Source organism: Klebsiella oxytoca NBRC 105695 (assembly GCF_001598695.1).
Classification (GTDB): Bacteria; Pseudomonadota; Gammaproteobacteria; order Enterobacterales; family Enterobacteriaceae; genus Klebsiella; species Klebsiella oxytoca.
This window is the reverse complement of sequence record NZ_BCZK01000006.1, coordinates 73348-94502: the sequence shown is the minus strand read 5'-3', so window position 1 is coordinate 94502 and position 21155 is coordinate 73348. Positions and strand designations below refer to the sequence as shown.

The 21155-nt window shown below is 56.1% G+C and carries 16 protein-coding genes; 9 read left to right on the top strand and 7 right to left on the bottom strand.

Annotated features, from left to right (window positions below; translation table 11 throughout):
• Nucleotides 1-11: 11 nt before the first annotated feature.
• The 3 genes from cydC to trxB all read right to left on the bottom strand — a co-directional run bounded on the left by cydC (nt 12) and on the right by trxB (nt 4583).
• On the bottom strand, nt 12-1733 hold the full coding sequence (cydC, locus tag KO1_RS12110; RefSeq protein WP_024273971.1) for a heme ABC transporter ATP-binding protein/permease CydC: 1722 nt from the start codon (nt 1731-1733) through the stop codon (nt 12-14).
• A complete protein-coding gene (cydD, locus tag KO1_RS12105) occupies nt 1734-3500 on the bottom strand; it encodes a heme ABC transporter permease/ATP-binding protein CydD (protein ID WP_004100633.1) in 1767 nt (588 codons plus the stop codon).
• Nucleotides 3501-3614: 114 nt separating this feature from the next.
• The gene (gene trxB, locus KO1_RS12100) at nt 3615-4583 is read right to left on the bottom strand and encodes a thioredoxin-disulfide reductase (RefSeq protein WP_047720080.1); all 969 of its coding nucleotides are present in this window, start codon (nt 4581-4583) and stop codon (nt 3615-3617) included.
• A 531-nt stretch (nt 4584-5114) separates the two neighbouring features.
• Between trxB and lrp the strand changes: the two genes are divergently transcribed.
• The 8 genes from lrp to KO1_RS12060 all read left to right on the top strand — a co-directional run bounded on the left by lrp (nt 5115) and on the right by KO1_RS12060 (nt 17482).
• The gene (gene lrp / locus KO1_RS12095) at nt 5115-5609 is read left to right on the top strand and encodes a leucine-responsive transcriptional regulator Lrp (protein ID WP_002439523.1); all 495 of its coding nucleotides are present in this window, start codon (nt 5115-5117) and stop codon (nt 5607-5609) included.
• A 135-nt stretch (nt 5610-5744) separates the two neighbouring features.
• Nucleotides 5745-9884 carry a DNA translocase FtsK gene (gene ftsK, locus KO1_RS12090; RefSeq protein ID WP_024273972.1) on the top strand — a complete coding sequence of 1380 codons (4140 nt, stop codon included), beginning with the start codon at nt 5745-5747 and terminating at the stop codon, nt 9882-9884.
• A 119-nt stretch (nt 9885-10003) separates the two neighbouring features.
• A complete protein-coding gene (gene lolA, locus KO1_RS12085) occupies nt 10004-10615 on the top strand; it encodes an outer membrane lipoprotein periplasmic chaperone LolA (protein WP_004100642.1) in 612 nt (203 codons plus the stop codon).
• Nucleotides 10616-10623: 8 nt separating this feature from the next.
• On the top strand, nt 10624-11967 hold the full coding sequence (rarA, locus tag KO1_RS12080) for a replication-associated recombination protein RarA (RefSeq protein ID WP_004100647.1): 1344 nt from the start codon (nt 10624-10626) through the stop codon (nt 11965-11967).
• 90 nt (nt 11968-12057) lie between these two features.
• Nucleotides 12058-13350 carry a serine--tRNA ligase gene (serS, locus tag KO1_RS12075; RefSeq protein ID WP_004100649.1) on the top strand — a complete coding sequence of 431 codons (1293 nt, stop codon included), beginning with the start codon at nt 12058-12060 and terminating at the stop codon, nt 13348-13350.
• Nucleotides 13351-13550: 200 nt separating this feature from the next.
• Complete coding sequence (gene dmsA / locus KO1_RS12070; RefSeq protein WP_017146205.1) at nt 13551-15989, top strand: dimethylsulfoxide reductase subunit A; 2439 nt, start codon at nt 13551-13553, stop codon at nt 15987-15989.
• Between the two features lie 10 nt (nt 15990-15999).
• Nucleotides 16000-16617 carry a DMSO/selenate family reductase complex B subunit gene (locus KO1_RS12065; RefSeq protein ID WP_004111868.1) on the top strand — a complete coding sequence of 206 codons (618 nt, stop codon included), beginning with the start codon at nt 16000-16002 and terminating at the stop codon, nt 16615-16617.
• Between the two features lies 1 nt (nt 16618).
• On the top strand, nt 16619-17482 hold the full coding sequence (locus tag KO1_RS12060; RefSeq protein ID WP_004100660.1) for a dimethyl sulfoxide reductase anchor subunit family protein: 864 nt from the start codon (nt 16619-16621) through the stop codon (nt 17480-17482).
• Nucleotides 17483-17538: 56 nt separating this feature from the next.
• On the opposite strand, the gene KO1_RS28175 is transcribed toward KO1_RS12060, so the two are convergent.
• Nucleotides 17539-17745 (bottom strand): hypothetical protein, encoded by a 207-nt coding sequence (locus KO1_RS28175; protein WP_123830269.1) that lies wholly within the window; start codon nt 17743-17745, stop codon nt 17539-17541.
• 11 nt (nt 17746-17756) lie between these two features.
• Here KO1_RS28175 and KO1_RS12055 point away from each other — a divergent pair, with 11 nt between their 5' ends.
• Nucleotides 17757-18905, top strand: a complete 1149-nt coding sequence (locus KO1_RS12055) for an MFS transporter (RefSeq protein WP_004111869.1) — start codon at nt 17757-17759, stop codon at nt 18903-18905.
• Between the two features lie 39 nt (nt 18906-18944).
• Here the strand turns inward: KO1_RS12055 and KO1_RS12050 are convergent, their stop codons facing one another.
• From KO1_RS12050 to KO1_RS12040, 3 genes are read right to left on the bottom strand one after another with little or no spacing between them, the layout of a single operon-like run.
• Nucleotides 18945-19382 (bottom strand): PTS sugar transporter subunit IIA, encoded by a 438-nt coding sequence (locus tag KO1_RS12050; RefSeq protein WP_004100664.1) that lies wholly within the window; start codon nt 19380-19382, stop codon nt 18945-18947.
• A 53-nt stretch (nt 19383-19435) separates the two neighbouring features.
• Entirely contained in the window at nt 19436-20347 is a 912-nt protein-coding gene (locus KO1_RS12045; protein WP_032727992.1) for a transketolase family protein, read from the bottom strand.
• Nucleotides 20347-21144: a transketolase gene (locus KO1_RS12040; RefSeq protein WP_016808068.1), complete on the bottom strand. Its 798-nt coding sequence runs from the start codon at nt 21142-21144 to the stop codon at nt 20347-20349. The genes KO1_RS12045 and KO1_RS12040 overlap by 1 nt, the downstream gene beginning before the upstream one ends.
• Nucleotides 21145-21155: the final 11 nt, after the last annotated feature.

Below are 21155 nucleotides of genomic sequence, written 5' to 3'. Positions count from 1 at the left end.
TCAATAGTAGCCTACAGACGCTGCTTAAACTGGTAGTAACGCCCCTGTTCAGCCAGCAATTCTGCGTGACTACCTTGCTCAATAATCTTTCCGTTGTCCATGACTATTATCTGATTAAACCGCGCCAGCCCGCGCAGACGATGAGTTACCATCAGCACGGTTTTTTCACGCATAACTTCAGCAAGTAAATCAAGTATTTGGCTTTCGGTCGTCGCATCAAGGCCTTCAGTAGGTTCGTCCAGCAGCATCAGCGGCGCATCGTGAAGCAGGGCGCGAGCGATAGCCAGCCTGCGCAGCTCGCCGCCGGAAAGCTGACGACCACCTTCTCCCAGCCAGCTATTCAGGCCGCTATCTTCCAGCAACCTGGCTAAACCGACGCGTTTAAGCGTTTCTGCAAGCCGGGCATCGCTGGCCCCCGGGGAAGCCAGCAGCAGGTTGTCGCGCAGGGTCGCGCTGAACAGATGTACGCGCTGTGGCACGACGCTCATCGCCTGGCGCAACGTCGCTTCGTTAAGCTGCGTCAGCGGCTGATCATTGAGTAATATCTCTCCCTCCGCCGGATCCCAGGCACGGGTCAGCAGCTGTAACAGCGTCGATTTACCGCAGCCTGTTCGTCCCAGGATGGCGATATGCTCTCCGGCCTCGATCTGCAATGATATTTTCTCCAGCGCAGGGGAGGGCTGCTGCGGATAGCTGAAGGTAACCTGATTTAAGCTCAACGAAACGCGATCCAGCTTTTGGCTTTCGCCCTGAGTGAAGGCGACTTCCGGCTCTTGTTCGGTAATTTGCGTGATGCGCTTTGCGGAAGCGATCACCTGCCCCAGATGCTGAAATGCGCCGGTTACCGGCGCCAGCGCTTCAAACGCCGCCAGCGCGCAGAAGACAAACAACGCGATCAGCGCGCCCGGTTGAGTATCGCCGCCAACGCCTGCTGAGGCGAGCCACAGCATAGTAATAACCGCCACTCCGCCAATCAGCAGCATCAGCGCCTGGGAGAGGGCCGTCAGTTCCGCCTGGCGACGCTGCGCATCCAGCCAATGCGCTTCGGTTTTTACCATTTGCTGCCGGTAACGATCGCTGGCGTTGAACAGCATCAGCTCCGCCTGCCCCTGCAGCCATGAGGTCAACTGCTGGCGATACTGCCCGCGGAAATGAGTCATGCTTTCACCGGCGGGCTTACCGGCGCGATAGAACAGCGGCGGCATCACCAGCAGGGTAAGTAGCATAATACCGCCCAGGGTCAGAGCCAGAGTAACGTCCAGTACGCTCAGCCCCACGGTGACGACGAGAATTACCACCAGCGCGCCTACCAGCGGCGATATGACGCGCAGATAGAGATGATCCAGGGTATCGACATCTGCAACCACCCGGTTAAGCAGTTCACCCTGACGAAAACGCGCCAGCCCGGCGGGGGAGAGCGGTAGCAGTTTGCTGAAGGTAAATACTCGCAGATGCTGCAGGACGCGAAAGGTTGCGTCATGGCTGACCAGACGCTCAAAATAACGGCCAGCGGTGCGAATGATCGCCGCGCCGCGTACGCCCGCGGCTGGCAACATATAGTTAAAGCTGTAGATGCCCGCTACGCCAACAACGGCCGATGCCGACAGGAACCAGCCGGATAACGTTAATAAGCCAATGCTGGCCAGCAGCGTAACGATCGCCAGCACGATACCGAGCAGCAGCAGCCATTTGTGTCGTTTGTACAGCGCCAGGTAAGGCCATAATGCGCGCATTTAAATCTCCTCCTGACGATGAGCAAGCAGGGTTGCAAAAGGGCCGCCTGCGGTCGCCAGTTGCGAATAACTGCCTTGTTCAACAATTTGACCATCCTGCATCACCCAGATTGCATCCCAGTTCGCAAGGCCTTCCAGCTGGTGGGTAACCATTAGCGTGGTTTGCTGCGTTGATGCATTGGTCAGCGCCTGCATCACGCGCTGCTCACTATGGGCATCCAGGCTGGCTGCGGGTTCGTCCAGCAGCAGCAGGCGGCAGGGTACCAACAGCGCCCGCGCGACGGCGACACGCTGAGCCTGCCCGACCGACAGGCGACCGGCCTGATCGCCGACAGGCGTGTTAATACCCTGCGGCAGAAGGGAGAGGAACTCGCTGACCCACGCTTTATCCAGCGCAAGCTGTAGCTGTGCTTCGGTGGCATCAGGGCAGGACAGCAGGACGTTGTCACGCAGCGTTGCCGCCGGCAGCTGCGGATTTTGCCCTACCCAGCTCAGGAGACGGCGCCAGCGGTCGGCATCCAGACTCTTTAACTCAACGCCATTGACCTTGAGCGAGCCCTCGTAGGGAAGAAAACCCGTTAGCGTATTCAGTAGCGAGCTTTTGCCGGAGCCGCTTTGCCCAACCAGCACCACGCGCTCGCCAGCGCGTAGGGAAAAATTCAGCGGCCCGGCCAGCACTTTACCCTCAGGGGATTTGATCAGCAGGTCGCGGGCTTCGATGCTAATCATTTCATTATCGCTTAATACTTTTTCCCCACGTTCTGGCTGCGCCAGCGGCGTTTCCATAAAGGTCTTCAGGCTATCAGCGGCGCCAATAGCCTGCGCTTTTGCATGATAAAAGGTGCCTAAATCGCGCAGCGGCTGGAAAAACTCGGGGGCCAGAATCAGCGCGAGGAAACCGGCCATCAACGTCACACCGGCGCCGTAGTGGCCAAAGTTGAGCTCTCCCAGATAGGAAAAGCCAAAGTAAACGGCTACCAGCGCAATCGAGAGCGAGGTGAAAAATTCCAGCACGCCGGAGGAGAGAAACGCCAGACGCAGCACTTCCATTGTTCGCTGACGGAAATCCTGAGAAGCCTCGCGTATGTTTTCCGTCTCTGCTTGACCGCGATGAAAAATTCTCAGCGTCTCCATACCGCGCAGGCGGTCGAGAAAATGGCCGCTTAACCGCGCCAGAGCGAGAAAGTTACGTCGGTTGGCATCGGCCGCTCCCATGCCAACCAGCGCCATAAATAGAGGAATAAGCGGCGCTGTGCCCAACAGAATCAGCGCTGCGGCCCAGTTGATGGGGAAAATAGTGATGACGATCAGTAAGGGAATGCTGGCCGCCAGCGTCATCTGCGGTAAATAGCGAGCATAGTAGTCATGCATATCGTCGATCTGCTCAAGGATCAGCGTGGCCCAGCTGCCTGCGGGTTTCCCCTGTATCCAGGCAGGCCCCGCCTGCTGTAAGCGATCCAGAACCTGGCGGCGAATCTCAACGCGGATATGCTGGCCCGCCTGAAAACCCACTCTTTCACGCAACCAGACAACCCAGGCGCGCAGCACAAAGACCAGCACCAGTAACACAAAAGGCAGCAGCAGCGCCGTGGCGGGAATATTTTCCATAATCATGCGATGAAGGATCCGCGCCAGGAACCAGGCCTGAGCAACGATGAGCAGGCCGCTAACGACGCCCAGGAGACGGGAAATCATCAACCAGCGACGGGAGATAATGCTTTGATCTTTTAACCAACGGGTTAAATCTTGTTGACGGGTTTTATTCATTGCGCGCTTAGCAGGTGTAGTTATGAGTTTTTTGGGCACGGCAATGTTACAACGGGGCAAAAATAAAGGCGACTTTTCGTCGCCTTCTTTACCTTTGTTACTGACTTGTAAAGATTATTTGCAAGCGTCGGCTAAACCATCCAGATAACGCTCTGCATCCAGCGCAGCCATACAGCCTGTTCCGGCAGAGGTAATCGCCTGACGATAGATATGGTCCATCACGTCACCCGCAGCGAAGACGCCAGGAATGCTGGTCTGGGTGGCGTTGCCGTGGATGCCGGACTGAACTTTAATGTAGCCGTTTTCCAGCTCCAGTTGACCGGCAAAAATCGCCGTGTTCGGGCTATGCCCGATAGCAACGAACAGCCCGGCAACCTCCAGGGATTCAACATTGTCAGCATTCTGCGTATCGCGCAAGCGCAGGCCGCTCACGCCCATCTGATCGCCGGTTACTTCTTCGAGGGTGCGGTTGGTATGCAGCACGATGTTGCCGCTTTCCACTTTATCCATCAGGCGTTTGATGAGGATTTTTTCCGCGCGGAAGCCGTCACGACGGTGGATCAGATGGACTTCGGAAGCGATGTTGGACAGATACAGCGCCTCTTCAACAGCCGTATTGCCGCCGCCGATGACGGCGACTTTCTGGTTACGATAGAAGAAACCGTCGCAGGTGGCGCAGGCAGAAACGCCGCGGCCTTTAAATGCCTCTTCTGATGGAAGCCCCAGATAACGCGCTGATGCGCCGGTGGCGATAATCAGGGCGTCACAGGTGTATTCACCGCTGTCGCCAGTCAGGCGGAACGGACGGTTTTGTAGATTGACGCTGTTGATATGATCGAAAATAATTTCGGTCTCAAACTTGGTGGCATGTTCGTGCATGCGCTCCATCAGCAGCGGTCCGGTCAGATCGTTAGGATCGCCTGGCCAGTTTTCCACTTCAGTGGTGGTGGTCAGCTGACCGCCTTTTTCCATTCCGGTAATCAGTACCGGCTGCAGATTTGCGCGCGCTGCGTAGACCGCAGCGGTATATCCCGCAGGTCCAGAACCAAGAATAAGCAGTTTACTGTGTTTGGCCGTGCCCATGAGATCCTCGTAATTTATTGGCATACATGCGCTGGATTGTAGGGAATTTGTGGACGTAAAAAAAGAGCGTGGCAGTTTTGTTAACGATATGTGTAATAGAAGCTGCCGATTAATTGGCGATTTAACGAACGAAGAATATAATTAATTCTACTGTCAGGGGGACAATTATAAGAGGAAAACATGAGAATCAACGGGGGAGGATAATGAATATCTGGCATCTTGTACTAAAAATCGATGTTTTGCTTTGACAATCCCCTGTGCTTTTGCGAAAACATTCATGGAAGAAGAAAAGCAGTGTTTAGCGTGTGGCGAATTTTAATGCACGCAAATGCCATTTTTATCCGGGTTAGCGAAATCTACGCATGGTGTGGACAGACGCCATGCGTGATGTCGGTGACTGCCGTCAGGCAACGGGCTTCTCACGTACCCCTGGGTTACCCATCGTCGTAAGGGTAATGACAGGATGGACTCTGGCAGTGAAGGCTCAGAGTCGGAACAGGAGTAGGGAAGGAATACAGAGAGACAATAATAATGGTAGATAGCAAGAAGCGCCCTGGCAAAGATCTCGACCGCATTGATCGTAATATTTTGAATGAATTGCAAAAAGACGGGCGTATTTCCAACGTCGAGCTTTCTAAACGGGTGGGACTTTCTCCGACGCCTTGCCTTGAGCGCGTGCGTCGACTGGAAAGACAGGGTTTTATTCAGGGCTATACAGCGCTGCTCAACCCGCATTATCTGGATGCATCACTTCTGGTATTTGTTGAGATTACTCTGAATCGTGGCGCGCCGGATGTGTTTGAGCAATTTAACTCCGCTGTGCAAAAACTTGAAGAAATTCAAGAGTGTCATCTGGTTTCCGGGGATTTCGATTACCTGTTGAAAACCCGCGTGCCGGATATGTCTGCGTATCGTAAACTACTGGGCGAGACCTTGCTGCGCCTGCCGGGCGTAAACGACACCCGTACCTATGTGGTGATGGAAGAAGTCAAGCAAAGTAATCGTCTGGTAATTAAGACGCGCTAACACGGAACAGGTGCAAAATCGACGTAGTTTGATTACACTCCTGTTAATCCATACAGCAACAGTGCCGGGGAGACCCGGCACTGTTGTCCGTTTTAGCTGAAGGCAGGAAACAGCCTGATACCTGGAGAGCCTTTCTTGAGCCAGGAATACACCGAAGACAAAGAAGTCAAGTTCACAAAGCTGAGTAGCGGGCGCCGTCTCCTTGAGGCATTACTCATTCTTTGCTCCCTTTTTGCCATCTGGTTGATGGCGGCCTTACTCAGCTTTAATCCCTCGGATCCTAGCTGGTCGCAAACGGCGTGGCACGAGCCTATTCATAACATAGGCGGTACGCCCGGAGCATGGCTAGCCGATACGCTATTTTTCATTTTTGGCGTAATGGCTTACACCATTCCGGTCATTATTATCGGCGGCTGCTGGTTTGCCTGGCGTCATCAGGAAAACGACGAGTACATCGATTATTTCGCCGTCTCGCTGCGTTTGATCGGTGCGCTGGCGCTGATTCTCACGTCCTGTGGGCTGGCGGCTATCAACGCTGATGATATCTGGTACTTTGCCTCCGGCGGGGTGATCGGCAGTCTGCTGAGCACCACCCTGCAACCTCTGCTGCACAGCAGCGGCGGCACAATCGCGCTGCTCTGCATCTGGGCGGCCGGATTGACGTTGTTTACCGGCTGGTCCTGGGTCAGCATTGCCGAAAAAATCGGCGGTGTGATTCTCTCTGTTCTCACGTTTGCCAGCAACCGTACCCGTCGTGACGACACCTGGGTTGATGAAGGGGAATATGAAGATGATGAAGAAGAATATGACGATGATGAACCCGCCAGGCCGCAAGGTTCTCGACGCGCGCGGATTCTACGCAGCGCCTTAGCCCGCCGCCAGCGCCTGGCCGAAAAATTCGCTAACCCGATGGGGCGTAAAACTGATGCCGCTCTGTTCTCCGGTAAGCGGATGGATGATGCGGAAGATGAGATTCAGTATAGCGCCAGCGGTGCGCCTGTTGCCGCTGATGATGTGCTCTTTTCTGGTTCCAGCGCAGCGCGTCCGGCCAATGCCGATGACGTTCTGTTCTCCGGAGTCAGCGCGGCACGCCCTGGCGATTTTGACCCATACGATCCGCTGTTGAACGGCCATAGCATTGCCGATCCGGTAGCAGTGGCCGCGCAGGATACCGCTGCTCCACAGGCATGGGCTGAACCACTGCCAGGGTACGACGCTCAGCCAGTCTATCAGCCCGAACCAGTGACACCGCCGCAGCATGCGTACCAGCCGCAGCCGTCTCCGATGCAGCAGCCAGCTTATCAGCCGGAACCGATCGCGCAGCCGCAGCACGTGTATCAGCCGGAGCAGGCTCCGGTGCAGCAGCCAGCTTATCAGCCGGAACCGTTCTCGCAGCCGCAGCATGCGTACCAGCCGGAACAGGCTCCGGTGCAGCAGCCAGCTTATCAGGCGGAACCGGCATGGCAGCCGCAGCACGCGTACCAGCCGGAGCAGGCTCCGGTGCAGCAGCCAGCTTATCAGCCGGAACCGGCATGGCAGCCGCAGCACGCGTACCAGCCGGAACAGGCTCCGGTGCAGCAGCCAGCTTATCATCCGGAGCCGATCGCACAGCCACAGCATGCGTACCATCCGGAGCAGGCTCCGGTGCAGCAGCCAGCTTATCAGCCGGAACCGTTCTCGCAGCCGCAGCATGCGTACCAGCCGGAACAGGCGCCAGTGCACCAGCCCGATCCCTATGCTGCCCCCGTTGAGCCTGAGCCTCCGCAAGAGGAGGTGAAGCCTCAGCGTCCGCCGATGTATTACTTTGAAGAAGTAGAAGAGAAACGCGCGCGTGAACGCGAGCAGCTTGCCGCCTGGTATCAGCCGATTCCTGAACCCGTCAGTCCGGTGGCGACAAAACCCATCACGCCTCCGTCTTCACCGGCGGGAGATGTTGCCGCCGTGAGCGCACTGGCGGCCGGGGTCCATCAGGCAACGGGTGCGGCTGCAGCTAGCGCCGCCGCGGCCTCAACCGCTTCTGCCGCATCCGGCGCTGCGCCGTTATTTAGCCCGGCTTCGGGCGGTCCTCGCGCGCAGGTAAAAGAAGGCATTGGCCCGAAATTGCCTCGTCCAAATCGCGTTCGGGTTCCCACCCGCCGGGAACTTGCCTCCTACGGGATCAAGCTGCCTTCGCAGCGGTTAGCCGAAGAGCGCGCGCGTCAGGCTGAGCATCAGCACTATGATGATTCGCTGTCTGACGAGGAAGTTGCAGAGCTCGAGCAGGGAGAGCTGGCGCGTCAGTTCGCCGCTGCGCAAAATCAGCGCTATGGTGATAGCTACGCTGCCGAAGATGAAACGGCAGATGACGATTCCGCTGCTGAAGCCGAGCTGGCTCGTCAGTTTGCCGCATCTCAACAACAGCGCTACGCAAGCGAGCAGCCGCCGGGATCGCATCCGTTCTCTGCGGCTGACTATGAATTCTCGCCAATGAAAACGTTAGTTGACGATGCGCCGAGCGAGCCTGTCTTCACGCCATTGCCGGAAGTGCAGCAGCCTGCTCCGCAGTATCAGCAGCCGGTCCAGCATTCGCAGCCCGTGCCGCAGCCGATGCCGCATCAGCACGCCCCTCAGCAACCGCAAAATGTGCAGCACCAGGCTTATCAATCCGCGCAGCATCAGCCGGCTCAACATCCGCAGATGCAGCAGCATGCTTCTCAGGGGCACGCCCCGCAGCAGCCGGCCCCACAGCCGCAGGAGAGTCTCATTCATCCGTTGTTGATGCGCAATGGCGACAGTCGCCCGTTGCAGAAGCCGACGACGCTGCTGCCGTCTCTTGACCTGCTTACGCCGCCCCCGGCTGAAGTTGAGCCGATTGATACCTTTGCGCTTGAGCAGATGGCGCGCCTGGTTGAAGCTCGTCTGGCCGATTTCCGCATTAAAGCCGACGTGGTGAACTACTCACCGGGCCCGGTAATCACTCGCTTTGAGCTTAACCTGGCGCCGGGCGTGAAAGCAGCGCGTATTTCCAACCTGTCGCGAGATTTGGCCCGTTCCCTGTCCACAGCGGCGGTGCGCGTAGTCGAAGTTATTCCGGGTAAGCCTTACGTTGGCCTGGAGCTGCCTAATAAAAAACGGCAAACCGTTTACCTGCGCGAAGTGCTGGATAACGCGAAATTCCGCGACAATCCTTCACCGCTCACCGTGGTCCTCGGCAAAGACATCGCGGGCGAACCCGTAACCGCCGACCTGGCGAAGATGCCGCACCTGCTGGTGGCTGGTACTACCGGTTCCGGTAAGTCTGTTGGGGTCAACGCCATGATCCTGAGCATGCTTTACAAAGCGCAGCCGGAAGATGTGAAATTCATCATGATTGACCCGAAAATGCTCGAGCTGTCGGTTTATGAAGGCATACCGCATCTGTTGACCGAGGTGGTGACGGATATGAAAGACGCCGCCAACGCTTTGCGCTGGAGCGTTAACGAGATGGAGCGTCGGTATAAGCTGATGTCTGCGCTGGGCGTGCGTAATCTGGCGGGTTACAACGAGAAAATTGCCGAAGCCGCGCGTATGGGACGGCCAATTCCGGATCCGTACTGGAAGCCTGGCGACAGTATGGATGCAACCCATCCGGTACTGAAAAAAGAGCCTTATATCGTGGTGCTGGTCGATGAATTTGCCGACCTGATGATGACCGTTGGTAAGAAAGTGGAAGAGCTGATCGCCCGTCTGGCGCAGAAAGCGCGCGCCGCGGGTATCCACCTGGTGCTGGCAACTCAGCGCCCTTCGGTTGACGTGATTACCGGCCTCATCAAAGCCAACATCCCGACGCGTATCGCCTTTACCGTCTCGAGTAAAATTGACTCGCGTACCATCCTCGATCAGGGCGGTGCGGAATCTCTGCTGGGGATGGGCGATATGCTCTACTCCGCGCCTAACTCGACGATTCCGGTGCGCGTGCACGGCGCTTTTGTGCGCGACGAGGAAGTTCACGCTGTCGTTCAGGACTGGAAAGCGCGCGGTCGTCCGCAGTATGTCGATGGCATCACCTCCGACAGCGAAAGCGAAGGCGGCGGCGGTGGCTACGATGGCGGGGAAGAGCTCGATCCGCTATTCGATCAGGCCGTGAATTTTGTGACGGAAAAACGCAAAGCCTCCATTTCTGGGGTACAGCGTCAGTTCCGCATTGGCTATAACCGCGCCGCGCGTATTATTGAGCAAATGGAAGCCCAGGGTATTGTGAGCGAGCAGGGTCATAACGGTAACCGTGAAGTGCTGGCTCCGCCGCCCTTCGAGTAACCGCTAAGCTGGGTAAATAAGTGAAAATCAGCCTTTTCTGCTGTTTAGCCGCCGTTAGCGGGTCTAAATTTGGCAGAAGAGGCTCCCGCGTCGGGAGTGACGCACATAAAGGAATGATAATGAAAAAACTCGCAATCACCTGTGCATTACTGTCCGGTCTGGTTGTCAGCCAGGTATGGGCGGATGCCGCCAGCGATTTAAAAAGCCGCCTTGATAAAGTGAGCAGCTTCCACTCCAGTTTTACGCAGAAGGTCACCGACGGCAGCGGTAATGCCGTTCAGGACGGGCAGGGTGATCTCTGGGTCAAGCGGCCAAATCTGTTCAACTGGCACATGACTCAGCCAGATGAAAGCGTGCTGGTTTCTGATGGCAAAACGCTATGGTTTTACAATCCGTTTGTTGAGCAGGCCACCGCCACCTGGTTAAAAGACGCGACCAGCAATACGCCGTTTATGCTGATTGCCCGTAATCAGGCCAGCGACTGGCAAAACTACAACATTAAGCAGAACGGTGACGATTTTGTTCTGACTCCGAAAAACGGCAGCGGTAATCTTAAGCAGTTCACCATCAATGTGGGTCGTGACGGTACGATTCATCAATTCAGCGCCGTGGAACAGGACGATCAACGCAGCAGCTATCAGCTGAAATCGCAACAAAATGGTGCCGTGGATGCATCTAAGTTCACCTTTACGCCGCCGCAAGGGGTTACGGTGGACGATCAACGTAAATAGAGGCGAACGTGAGCAACCTGTCGCTCGATTTTTCCGATAACGCGTTTCAACCTCTGGCCGCCCGTATGCGGCCAGAAAATTTAGCGCAGTACATTGGCCAGCAGCACCTGCTGGCGCCGGGTAAACCCTTACCGAGGGCGATTGAAGCCGGGCACCTGCACTCGATGATCCTCTGGGGGCCGCCGGGGACGGGAAAAACCACCCTCGCTGAGGTCATTGCGCGCTACGCCAGCGCCGATGTTGAACGTATTTCAGCGGTTACCTCCGGAGTGAAAGAGATCCGCGAGGCCATTGAACGCGCGCGTCAAAACCGCAATGCGGGTCGCCGCACGATCCTGTTTGTCGATGAGGTCCATCGGTTTAATAAAAGCCAGCAGGATGCCTTTTTGCCGCATATCGAAGATGGAACTATCACCTTTATCGGCGCGACGACGGAAAACCCTTCCTTTGAACTCAATTCTGCACTGCTATCCCGCGCGCGCGTCTATCTGCTGAAGTCGCTGACCAGCGACGATATCGAACAGGTTCTTAATCAGGCCATGAGCGACAAAACGCGCGGCTACGGTGGGCAAAATATTGTACTACCGGACGAGACGCGCAAGGCCATCGCTGACCTTGTCAACGGTGATGCGCGCCGGGCGCTGAATACGCTGGAAATGATGGCCGATATGGCTGAAACCGACGCCTCCGGCAATCGCGTGTTGCAGGTTGAACTGCTGACCGAAATTGCCGGCGAGCGCAGCGCGCGTTTCGACAACAAAGGCGATCGCTTTTACGATTTAATCTCCGCGCTGCATAAATCGGTCCGCGGAAGCGCGCCGGATGCCGCCCTCTACTGGTACGCGCGGATTATTACCGCCGGCGGCGATCCCCTCTACGTTGCCCGCCGCTGCCTGGCGATTGCCTCTGAAGATGTAGGCAATGCCGATCCGCGCGCGATGCAGGTTGCGATCTCCGCCTGGGACTGCTTTACCCGCGTCGGACCGGCGGAAGGTGAACGCGCCATTGCTCAGGCCATTGTTTATCTTGCCTGTGCGCCCAAAAGCAACGCTGTTTACACCGCCTTTAAAGCGGCAATGGCCGACGCGCGCGAACGTCCCGATTACGACGTCCCGGTGCATTTGCGCAATGCCCCCACGAAGCTGATGAAAGAGATGGGCTACGGGCAGGCGTACCGCTATGCACATGATGAACCTAATGCTTATGCCGCCGGAGAGCAGTACTTCCCGGAGGAAATGGCGCAAACTCGCTATTATCAGCCGACAAACCGGGGGCTGGAGGGCAAAATAGGCGAAAAGCTCGCCTGGTTAACCGAACAGGATCAAAATAGCCCGATAAAACGCTACCGATAATTGAGGCGTTGCGGTAAGGTTGTCACACTATTTCCGTGGTCGCGCTCTGCGGCCATTTTTCTTTATTAATTCGATAAGCACAGGATAAGCATGCTCGATCCCAATCTGCTGCGTACCGAGCCAGACGCAGTCGCAGAAAAACTGGCACGCCGGGGCTTTAAGCTGGATGTAGATAAACTTCGCGCTCTGGAAGAGCGTCGTAAAGTTCTGCAGGTTCAAACTGAAAACCTGCAGGCGGAGCGTAACTCCCGATCGAAATCCATTGGCCAGGCGAAAGCGCGCGGGGAAGATATTGAGCCATTACGCCTGGAAGTGAACAAGCTCGGTGAGCAGCTTGATGCCGCTAAGACCGAGCTGGACGCGCTGCTGGCGGAAATCCGCGATATTGCGCTGGCTATTCCAAACATCCCGCATGATGACGTACCGGCCGGTCGCGATGAAAACGATAACGTTGAAGTCAGCCGCTGGGGAACCCCGCGCGAGTTCGATTTTGACATTCGCGATCACGTCACGCTGGGCGAAATGCACGGAGGGCTGGATTTTGCCGCCGCCGTGAAGCTGACCGGTTCTCGCTTTGTGGTCATGAAGGGCCAGCTGGCACGCCTGCACCGCGCGCTGGCGCAGTTTATGCTGGATCTGCATACTGAACAGCACGGTTACAGCGAAAACTATGTTCCGTATCTGGTTAACCAGGACACGCTGTACGGCACTGGTCAGCTACCAAAATTTGCCGGCGACCTGTTCCATACCCGTCCGCTGGAAGAAGAAGCCGACAGCAGCAACTATGCGCTGATCCCAACGGCGGAAGTCCCGCTGACCAACCTGGTTCGCGATGAAATCATTGATGAAGACGATCTGCCGATCAAAATGACCGCCCATACGCCGTGCTTCCGCTCTGAGGCGGGCTCTTACGGCCGTGATACCCGTGGTCTGATCCGCATGCACCAGTTCGACAAAGTTGAGATGGTGCAGATTGTGCGTCCGGAAGATTCCATGGTCGCGCTGGAAGAGATGACCGGTCACGCCGAGAAAGTGCTGCAGCTGCTGGGTCTGCCGTATCGTAAAGTGGCTCTGTGCACTGGCGACATGGGCTTCAGCGCGTGCAAAACCTACGATCTGGAAGTGTGGGTACCGGCGCAGAATACCTATCGTGAAATCTCTTCCTGCTCCAACGTGTGGGATTTCCAGGCGCGTCGTATGCAGGCGCGCTGCCGCAGCAAGTCTGACAAGAAAACTCGCCTCGTACACACGCTGAACGGTTCTGGCCTGGCGGTTGGGCGTACGCTGGTCGCGGTGATGGAAAACTATCAGCAGGCGGATGGCCGCATTGAAATTCCGGAAGTGCTGCGTCCGTATATGCGCGGCCTTGAATTTATCGGCTGATTTTTCGACTCTTTTCTCAAAAGCGCCTGCGGGCGCTTTTTTTTTACCCCCTTCTTGATACCGGGCAATAATCGACTTCGCGAATACGCAGATACTCCCTTTGGATTAACCAGCATAAAAAACTAATAAAGTCTAATTTCGTTATATATAAAACTATATAGCGGCTTTAAGTTAATTGTGAGCAACCAAAGCGAGTATCTATGAAAACCAAAACCCCCGATGCTTTACTGGCTGCCGAGGTGAGCCGGCGTGGTTTAATGAAAACCACGGCGATTGGCGGGCTGGCAATGGCCAGCAGCGCTTTTACCTTACCCTTCACGCGCATTGCCCACGCTGCGGATAGCCTGAGTCCCACCAGCGAAACCGTTACCTGGAGCGCCTGTACGGTTAACTGCGGTAGCCGCTGTCCGCTGCGGATGCATGTGGTCGATGGTGAGATCAAATATGTTGAAACAGACAATACCGGCGATGATAGCTACGACGGCCTGCATCAGGTTCGCGCCTGTCTGCGTGGCCGCTCGATGCGTCGACGCGTCTACAACCCGGACCGCCTGAAATATCCGATGAAGCGCGTGGGCAAGCGCGGCGAGGGCAAATTCGAGCGCATCAGCTGGGAAGAAGCATTTGATACTATCGCCAGCAATATGCAGCGCCTGATAAAAGAGTACGGTAATGAGTCTATCTATCTGAACTATGGAACGGGTACCCTCGGCGGAACTTTGACTCGCTCATGGCCACCGGGAAAAACCCTGATTGCCCGCCTGATGAACTGCTGCGGCGGCTATCTCAACCATTATGGCGACTACTCCACCGCGCAAATCGCCGCTGGCCTGAACTACACCTACGGTGGCTGGGCCGATGGCAATAGCCCGTCGGATATCGAAAACAGTAAGCTGGTCGTATTGTTTGGCAACAACCCCGGGGAAACCCGAATGAGCGGCGGCGGGGTAACCTATTACCTGGAACAGGCGCGGGAGAAATCCAACGCCAGGCTGATTATTATCGATCCACGCTATACCGACACCGGTGCCGGACGCGAAGACGAGTGGATCCCGATTCGCCCGGGAACCGACGCCGCGCTGGTCTCCGCGCTGGCGTGGGTGATGATTACGGAAGACCTCGTTGATCAACCTTTCCTCGATAAGTACTGCGTAGGCTATGACGAGAAAACGCTGCCGGAAGGAGCGCCAGCCAATGGCCACTATAAGGCCTATATTCTCGGTCAGGGCAAAGACGGTATCGCGAAGACCCCTGACTGGGCGGCGACGATTACCGGCATTCCCCAGGCGCGTATCGTGCAGCTGGCGCGCGAAATCGCCAGCGCTAAACCTGCCTATATTTCTCAGGGCTGGGGCCCGCAGCGTCATGCCAACGGTGAGCTGGTATCCCGTGCAATTTCAATGCTGGCGATCTTAACCGGTAACGTCGGGATTAACGGCGGCAACACCGGCGCGCGTGAAGGTTCTTACTCCCTGCCTTTTGAACGCATGCCGACGCTGGATAATCCTGTGGAAACCAGTATTTCCATGTTTATGTGGACCGATGCGATTGAGCGCGGTACGGAAATGACCGCGCTGCGCGACGGCGTGCGCGGCAAAGATAAGCTTGACGTCCCTATCAAAATGGTCTGGAACTATGCTGGTAACTGTCTTATCAACCAGCACTCAGAAATCAACCGTACCCATGACATCCTGCAGGATGACAAGAAGTGCGAAATGATTGTGGTCATTGATTGCCATATGACCTCCTCAGCAAAATATGCCGATATTCTGCTGCCGGACTGTACGGCCTCGGAGCAGATGGATTTTGCGCTGGATGCTTCCTGCGGCAACATGTCCTACGTGATTTTTGCCGACCAGGCCATCAAGCCGCGCTTTGAGTGCAAAACCATTTATGAAATGACCAGCGAACTGGCGAAGCGCATGGGCGTTGAGCAACGCTTCACCGAAGGTCGCACGCAGGAAGAGTGGCTGCGTCATCTCTATGAGCAATCCCGTAAAGCGATCCCGGCACTGCTGCCGTTTGATGAATTCCGCAAGCAGGGAATCTTCAAGCAGCGCGATCCGGAAGGTCACCACGTTGCCTATAAAGCCTTCCGTGAAGATCCCGCCGCCAATCCGTTAACGACGCCGTCAGGGAAAATTGAAATTTACTCTGCGCAGCTGGCGGAAATTGCGGCGACCTGGGAGCTTAAAGAACAGGATGTCATCGACCCGCTACCGATCTACAGCCCTGGGTTTGAAAACTATGACGATCCGCTGGCTGAAAAGTATCCGCTGCAGCTCACCGGTTTTCACTATAAAGCCCGTACGCACTCCACCTACGGCAACGTTGACGTGCTGAAAGCGGCTTGCCGTCAGGAGATGTGGATCAACCCGCTGGATGCGCAGAAGCGCGGCATCGCTAATGGCGATCGGATCCGCATCTTTAACGATCGTGGTGAAGTCCATATCGAAGCCAAAGTGACCCCGAGAATGATACCTGGCGTGGTCGCGCTGGGTGAGGGGGCCTGGTATAACCCGGACGCAGGCCGCGTGGATCAGGCTGGCAGCATCAACGTGCTGACCACCCAACGCCCGTCGCCGCTGGCGAAAGGCAATCCATCGCATACCAACCTCGTCCAGGTTGAAAAGCTGTAAGGAGTAACCGATGACAACTCAATATGGTTTTTTTATTGATTCCGCCCGTTGCACCGGTTGCAAAACCTGCGAACTGGCTTGTAAAGACTATAAAAACCTTACGCCGGAAGTCAGCTTCCGTCGTATCTACGAATACGCCGGCGGCGACTGGCAGGAGGATAATGGGGTATGGCAGCAAAATGTCTTTGCCTATTACCTCTCTATCGCCTGCAACCATTGTGAGGATCCTGCCTGCACTAAAGTTTGCCCTAGCGGAGCGATGCACAAGCGTGAAGATGGCTTTGTCGTCGTCGATGAAGATGTCTGTATCGGCTGTCGCTACTGTCATATGGCCTGCCCGTACGGCGCACCGCAGTACAATGCGACAAAAGGCCATATGACCAAATGCGATGGCTGCCACGAGCGCGTAGCCGACGGCAAAAAACCGATTTGCGTGGAATCTTGCCCGCTGCGCGCCTTGGATTTCGGCCCGATTGAAGAGCTGCGTAAAAAACACGGTCAGCTGGCTGCCGTCGCGCCGCTGCCTTCGGCGCATTTCACTAAGCCGAGCATTGTGATTAAACCTAATGCCAACAGCCGACCGTGTGGAGATACCACCGGCTACCTGGCTAACCCGAAGGAGGTGTGAGATGGGGAGTGGATGGCATGAATGGCCGCTGATTATTTTCACGGTCTTGGGTCAGTGCGTCGTGGGCGGATTTATTGTACTGGCTCTGGCGCTAATAAAGGGCGATTTAACGCGTGAACAGCAGCAGCGCGTGGTGCGAAGTATGTTTGGCCTGTGGGTGCTGATGGGCGTAGGTTTTATTGCCTCGACTCTGCATCTTGGGTCGCCGATGCGCGCTTTTAACTCGCTTAATCGCGTGGGGGCTTCATCGCTCAGCAACGAAATCGCCAGCGGTGCGCTGTTCTTTGCCGTCGGCGGCATTGGCTGGCTGCTGGCGGTGGTGAATAAGCTACCCGCGGGACTGCGTCACCTCTGGCTGGTTATTACCATGGTGCTCGGGATAATCTTTGTCTGGATGATGGTCCGCGTCTATAACACCATCGATACGGTGCCCACCTGGTACACGGTCTGGACGCCACTGAGCTTCTTCCTGACGATGTTTATCGGCGGTCCGCTGCTGGGATATCTGCTGCTGCGCTTTGCGGACGTCAACGGTTGGGCGATGCGCCTGCTGCCGGCGGTGACTCTGCTGGCGCTGGTGGTGAGCGTGACCGTGGTGCTGATGCAGGGTCAGGAGCTGACAACAATCCATAGCTCTATCCAGCAGGCCTCGGCGCTGGTGCCGAACTATGGTTCGCTGATGGCGTGGCGCGTGGTGGCTCTGGTGCTGGCGCTGGTATGCTGGATTGCTCCGCAGCTCAAAGGCTATCAGCCCGCATTGCCGCTTCTGGGGCTGGCATTTGCGCTGGTGCTGGTTGGCGAAGCGATCGGCCGCGGCGTCTTCTATGGCCTGCATATGACCGTCGGGATGGCAATCGCCAGCTAATCGTCCTTTATCGCGCCAGAATTATGATTTCTGGCGCGATAAAAAGTGCGGTCGATTCATGAAATATTTCTACTGATATTCCCACCGCTTTTTTTTAATAAATTAATAAAAACAATGGAATAATATAAATAACTATTCTGTTGACGATCCGCTGGATAAAAAACTTCAATCGTTCCCCCGCAAACCGCGTCAGGCCTGATTTCAGGTAGATTGACAATGTTTTCAGCAGTGGCATGATGCGCACGAAATCTGAACTCCATCACGGTTTATATCCATGACCATCTACACCCGGCCAGTGCAAATGCTGCTCTGTGGCCTGCTTCTGTTGACTCTGGCGATAGCGGTTTTAAATACGCTCGTCCCGCTTTGGCTCGCCCATGAAAATATGCCGACCTGGCAGGTTGGAATGGTGGGGTCGTCCTATTTTACCGGTAATCTGGTGGGAACGTTGCTCGCCGGATGGGTAATTAAGCGCCTGGGTTTTAACCGCAGCTATTACCTGGCATCGGTTATTTTTGCCGTGGGCTGCGTGGGTCTTGGTATCACTATTGGCTTCTGGAGCTGGTTCAGCTGGCGTTTTATCGCCGGCGTCGGCTGCGCGATGATTTGGGTGGTGGTTGAGAGCGCGCTGGTCTGTAGCGGCACTTCGCGGAGCCGGGGTCGACTGCTGGCGGCCTATATGATGATTTATTATGTCGGCACGGTACTGGGCCAGCTAATGGTCAGCAAACTGCCGACGGATCTGATGAGCGTTCTGCCGTGGGTGACGGCGCTGGCTCTGGCGGCCATCCTGCCGCTGCTGTTTGCTCGCGTGGCGACTCAGGCCGATGAACCGCATGAACCGGCGCGTATCTGGCCAATGCTACGGCTGCGTCAGGCCCGCCATGGGGTCAACGGCTGCATTATTTCCGGCATCGTTCTCGGTTCGCTGTATGGCCTGATGCCGCTATGGCTTAACCACCAGGGCGTTAGCGATTCCGGCATTGGCTTCTGGATGGCGGTAATGGTGAGCGCGGGTATCGTTGGGCAGTGGCCGATTGGCCGTCTTGCCGATCGCTACGGGCGTCTGCTGGTCCTGCGCGTTCAGGTATTTGTGGTGATCCTCGGCTGTCTGGCAATGTTAAGCCAGGCCGCAATGGCGCCGGCGCTGTTCGTGCTGGGGGCATCCGGCTTTACGCTCTATCCGGTGGCTATGGCCTGGGCCTGTGAAAAAGTGGAGCGTCATCAGCTGGTGGCGATGAACCAGGCGCTATTAATGAGCTATACCGTGGGTAGCCTGCTTGGGCCGACCCTTACCGCGATGCTGATGCAGAATTTCTCTGATAATCTGCTGTTTATCATGATCGCCAGCGTGTCATTCATCTATCTGCTGACGCTGCTGCGCAAAGCGGGCCACCATCCTACGCCGGTGGCGCACGCATGATTTATGCAAAACATAGCCAGGGCACGCCCTGGCTATGGTTTAATGCGAAGCAAGAAGCGCGGCAAACTCGGTCTGGCTTTGCACCGCGCTGAATCGCTGAAGTCTCTCCCCTTCATCCAGCCAGCAGACTAACCGCTGGATCGTCTGAATATGCTGTTCGCTATCTGCCGCCGCCAGTATGACTATCAGCCGAATTCCGGGATGATCGGGAAAATCAACGGCTTCGCTACAGCAAAGCAGCGAAAGCGCGCTGTTTTTGCTCAGCACGCCCGCTTCCGGACGCGCATGCGGTAGCGCAAATCCCGGGCTCAGTATATACCAGGGGCCATCCTGCTCTGTGGCGTGGATAATCGCACCGGCATACCCGGCGGTAATTTTCCCCTGTTGCTCTAGCGGGCGGCAGGCGAGCTGAACAGCGCTGCGCCAGTTCAGGCAGTGGCTGGTGAACTGACAGGCGGAAAACAGCGTCTCTTCCATACACATTCCTTTTATGCGCGAGCCGACCGCCATCTGACCGGCTCGCCTGGTGGTTAGCGTAGAGTATTAAACAGCGCTTCTCCCGAAATGCCGTATTTCGCTTTTAGCTGTCTGCTGTTACCCGATTCGGTAAATGTATCCTGCGTTCCCAACCGCGTAAGGCGCGCCGGATGCGCCTTTTGCGCCAGGGTTTCCGCGATCAGCCCACCGAGGCCGCCGTTGACGGTATGATTTTCAAGCGTAGCGATAAGTGGGCAATCATTAACCAGCCGATAAAATTCTTGCTGATTAAAGGGCTTAAGGGTTGCGACGTGAATCAGCTTGCCCTTTTTGCCGCTGGCGACCAACTTTTCATAACCCTCGGTGGCCTGCTCCAGAACCGTCCCTTCAAAAAGAATCGCAAAATCATTGCCGCTGTCGGCGATGGCGGCGATATCGCTCACCCGCGGCACGACGCTTTTGTCGCGAACCGGCATCGGTTCGCGGGCAACGCGGATATAAACGGGCCCCTTTATTTTTGCCGCCTGCTCGAAGGCCTCGGTGATTTCTTCCGCATCTGCTGGCGTCAGGATGGTTAATCCCGGAAGGACGCGGGTCAGCGCTAAGTCCTCCAGCGCATGATGAGAAGCGCCGTCAGGTCCATCATCCATACCGGGATGGCTACCGACGAGTTTTATATTGGCTTTGGCGTAGCAGGCCTGCCGCAGCTGGGTCCAGGCGGTGCCGGTGACGAACATGGCAAAGTTAACATAGAAGGGCATAAAGCCTTCCAGCGCCTGGCCGACCGCGAAACTCATGGCGGAGCCTTCCGCAATGCCCATTTCGAAAAAGGCCTCAGGATAGATGGCCTGAAACTGGTCAGTACGGGTAGAGCTGGCTAAATCACTGTCGATAACAACGACGGGATAGCCTTTTTCTTTTAGCGCAATCAGGGCCTTACCGATCTCATCACGGGGTGCTTTCATCACTGTAACTCCTCCATTGCCTGCTGAAATTGTTCTTTGCTCGGGGTTTTTGAGTGCCAGTCGCCGTTGTTTTCCATATAGCTGACGCCGGAACCTTTCGTCGTGTGCGCCACGATGGCGACCGGCTTGCCTTTCAGATGGCGGGATAGCATCAGGGTATCGGCAACCTGATGCATATCATTGCCATCGTGCAGCTCCAGTACATGCCAGCCAAAGCTGCGGATTTTGTCCGCCAGCGGCTCGAGATTAACGACTTCATTAACGGGGTCGTGGGAAGAGAAGCCGTTGTAATCGAAGATGGCGACCAGATTATCCATTTTCATGTGACCAGCCTGCTGTAAGGTTTCCCAGATTTGGCCTTCATGCATTTCGCCATCGCCAACGATGGCAAAGACCCGGTGCGGATCGTTGCGCCGCTTTTTGGCGGCCGCCATACCAAAAGCAATCGACAGCCCCTGACCCAGCAGACCGGTTGTGGCATCGACCTCCGGTAGTGATTTAATGCTTGGGTGTCCCTGCAGGCGCGAGTTGATCTGCCGGAACGTATGGAACTCGCTGCGATCGATCTTTCCTTTTTGATAGAGCATGGCGTACTGCGCGGCGACGGCGTGGCCTTTACTCATCACCACGCGCGAGCGCGGGGAGGCTTGCAGATCGACTTCCTGATAATAGAGCCAGGTAAGAATGTCGATTATCGACAATGCCCCGCCCGGATGGCCAATCCCGGATTCGTAAATCATGGTGACTATCTCGCGGCGAGCGGCAAGCGCATGGGATTTCAGTTCATCAATGTTCATGTTCTTTCCTT

What these genes read in the sequence shown, in the direction of transcription:
- cydC (WP_024273971.1), bottom strand. Translation starts at nt 1,733, where the DNA reads ATGCGCGCATTATGGCCTTACCTGGCGCTGTACAAACGACACAAATGG.
- cydD (WP_004100633.1), bottom strand. Translation starts at nt 3,500, where the DNA reads ATGAATAAAACCCGTCAACAAGATTTAACCCGTTGGTTAAAAGATCAA.
- trxB (WP_047720080.1), bottom strand. Translation starts at nt 4,583, where the DNA reads ATGGGCACGGCCAAACACAGTAAACTGCTTATTCTTGGTTCTGGACCT.
- lrp (WP_002439523.1), top strand. Translation starts at nt 5,115, where the DNA reads ATGGTAGATAGCAAGAAGCGCCCTGGCAAAGATCTCGACCGCATTGAT.
- lolA (WP_004100642.1), top strand. Translation starts at nt 10,004, where the DNA reads ATGAAAAAACTCGCAATCACCTGTGCATTACTGTCCGGTCTGGTTGTC.
- serS (WP_004100649.1), top strand. Translation starts at nt 12,058, where the DNA reads ATGCTCGATCCCAATCTGCTGCGTACCGAGCCAGACGCAGTCGCAGAA.
- dmsA (WP_017146205.1), top strand. Translation starts at nt 13,551, where the DNA reads ATGAAAACCAAAACCCCCGATGCTTTACTGGCTGCCGAGGTGAGCCGG.
- KO1_RS12065 (WP_004111868.1), top strand. Translation starts at nt 16,000, where the DNA reads ATGACAACTCAATATGGTTTTTTTATTGATTCCGCCCGTTGCACCGGT.
- KO1_RS12060 (WP_004100660.1), top strand. Translation starts at nt 16,619, where the DNA reads ATGGGGAGTGGATGGCATGAATGGCCGCTGATTATTTTCACGGTCTTG.
- KO1_RS12055 (WP_004111869.1), top strand. Translation starts at nt 17,757, where the DNA reads ATGACCATCTACACCCGGCCAGTGCAAATGCTGCTCTGTGGCCTGCTT.
- KO1_RS12050 (WP_004100664.1), bottom strand. Translation starts at nt 19,382, where the DNA reads ATGGAAGAGACGCTGTTTTCCGCCTGTCAGTTCACCAGCCACTGCCTG.
- KO1_RS12045 (WP_032727992.1), bottom strand. Translation starts at nt 20,347, where the DNA reads ATGAAAGCACCCCGTGATGAGATCGGTAAGGCCCTGATTGCGCTAAAA.
- KO1_RS12040 (WP_016808068.1), bottom strand. Translation starts at nt 21,144, where the DNA reads ATGAACATTGATGAACTGAAATCCCATGCGCTTGCCGCTCGCCGCGAG.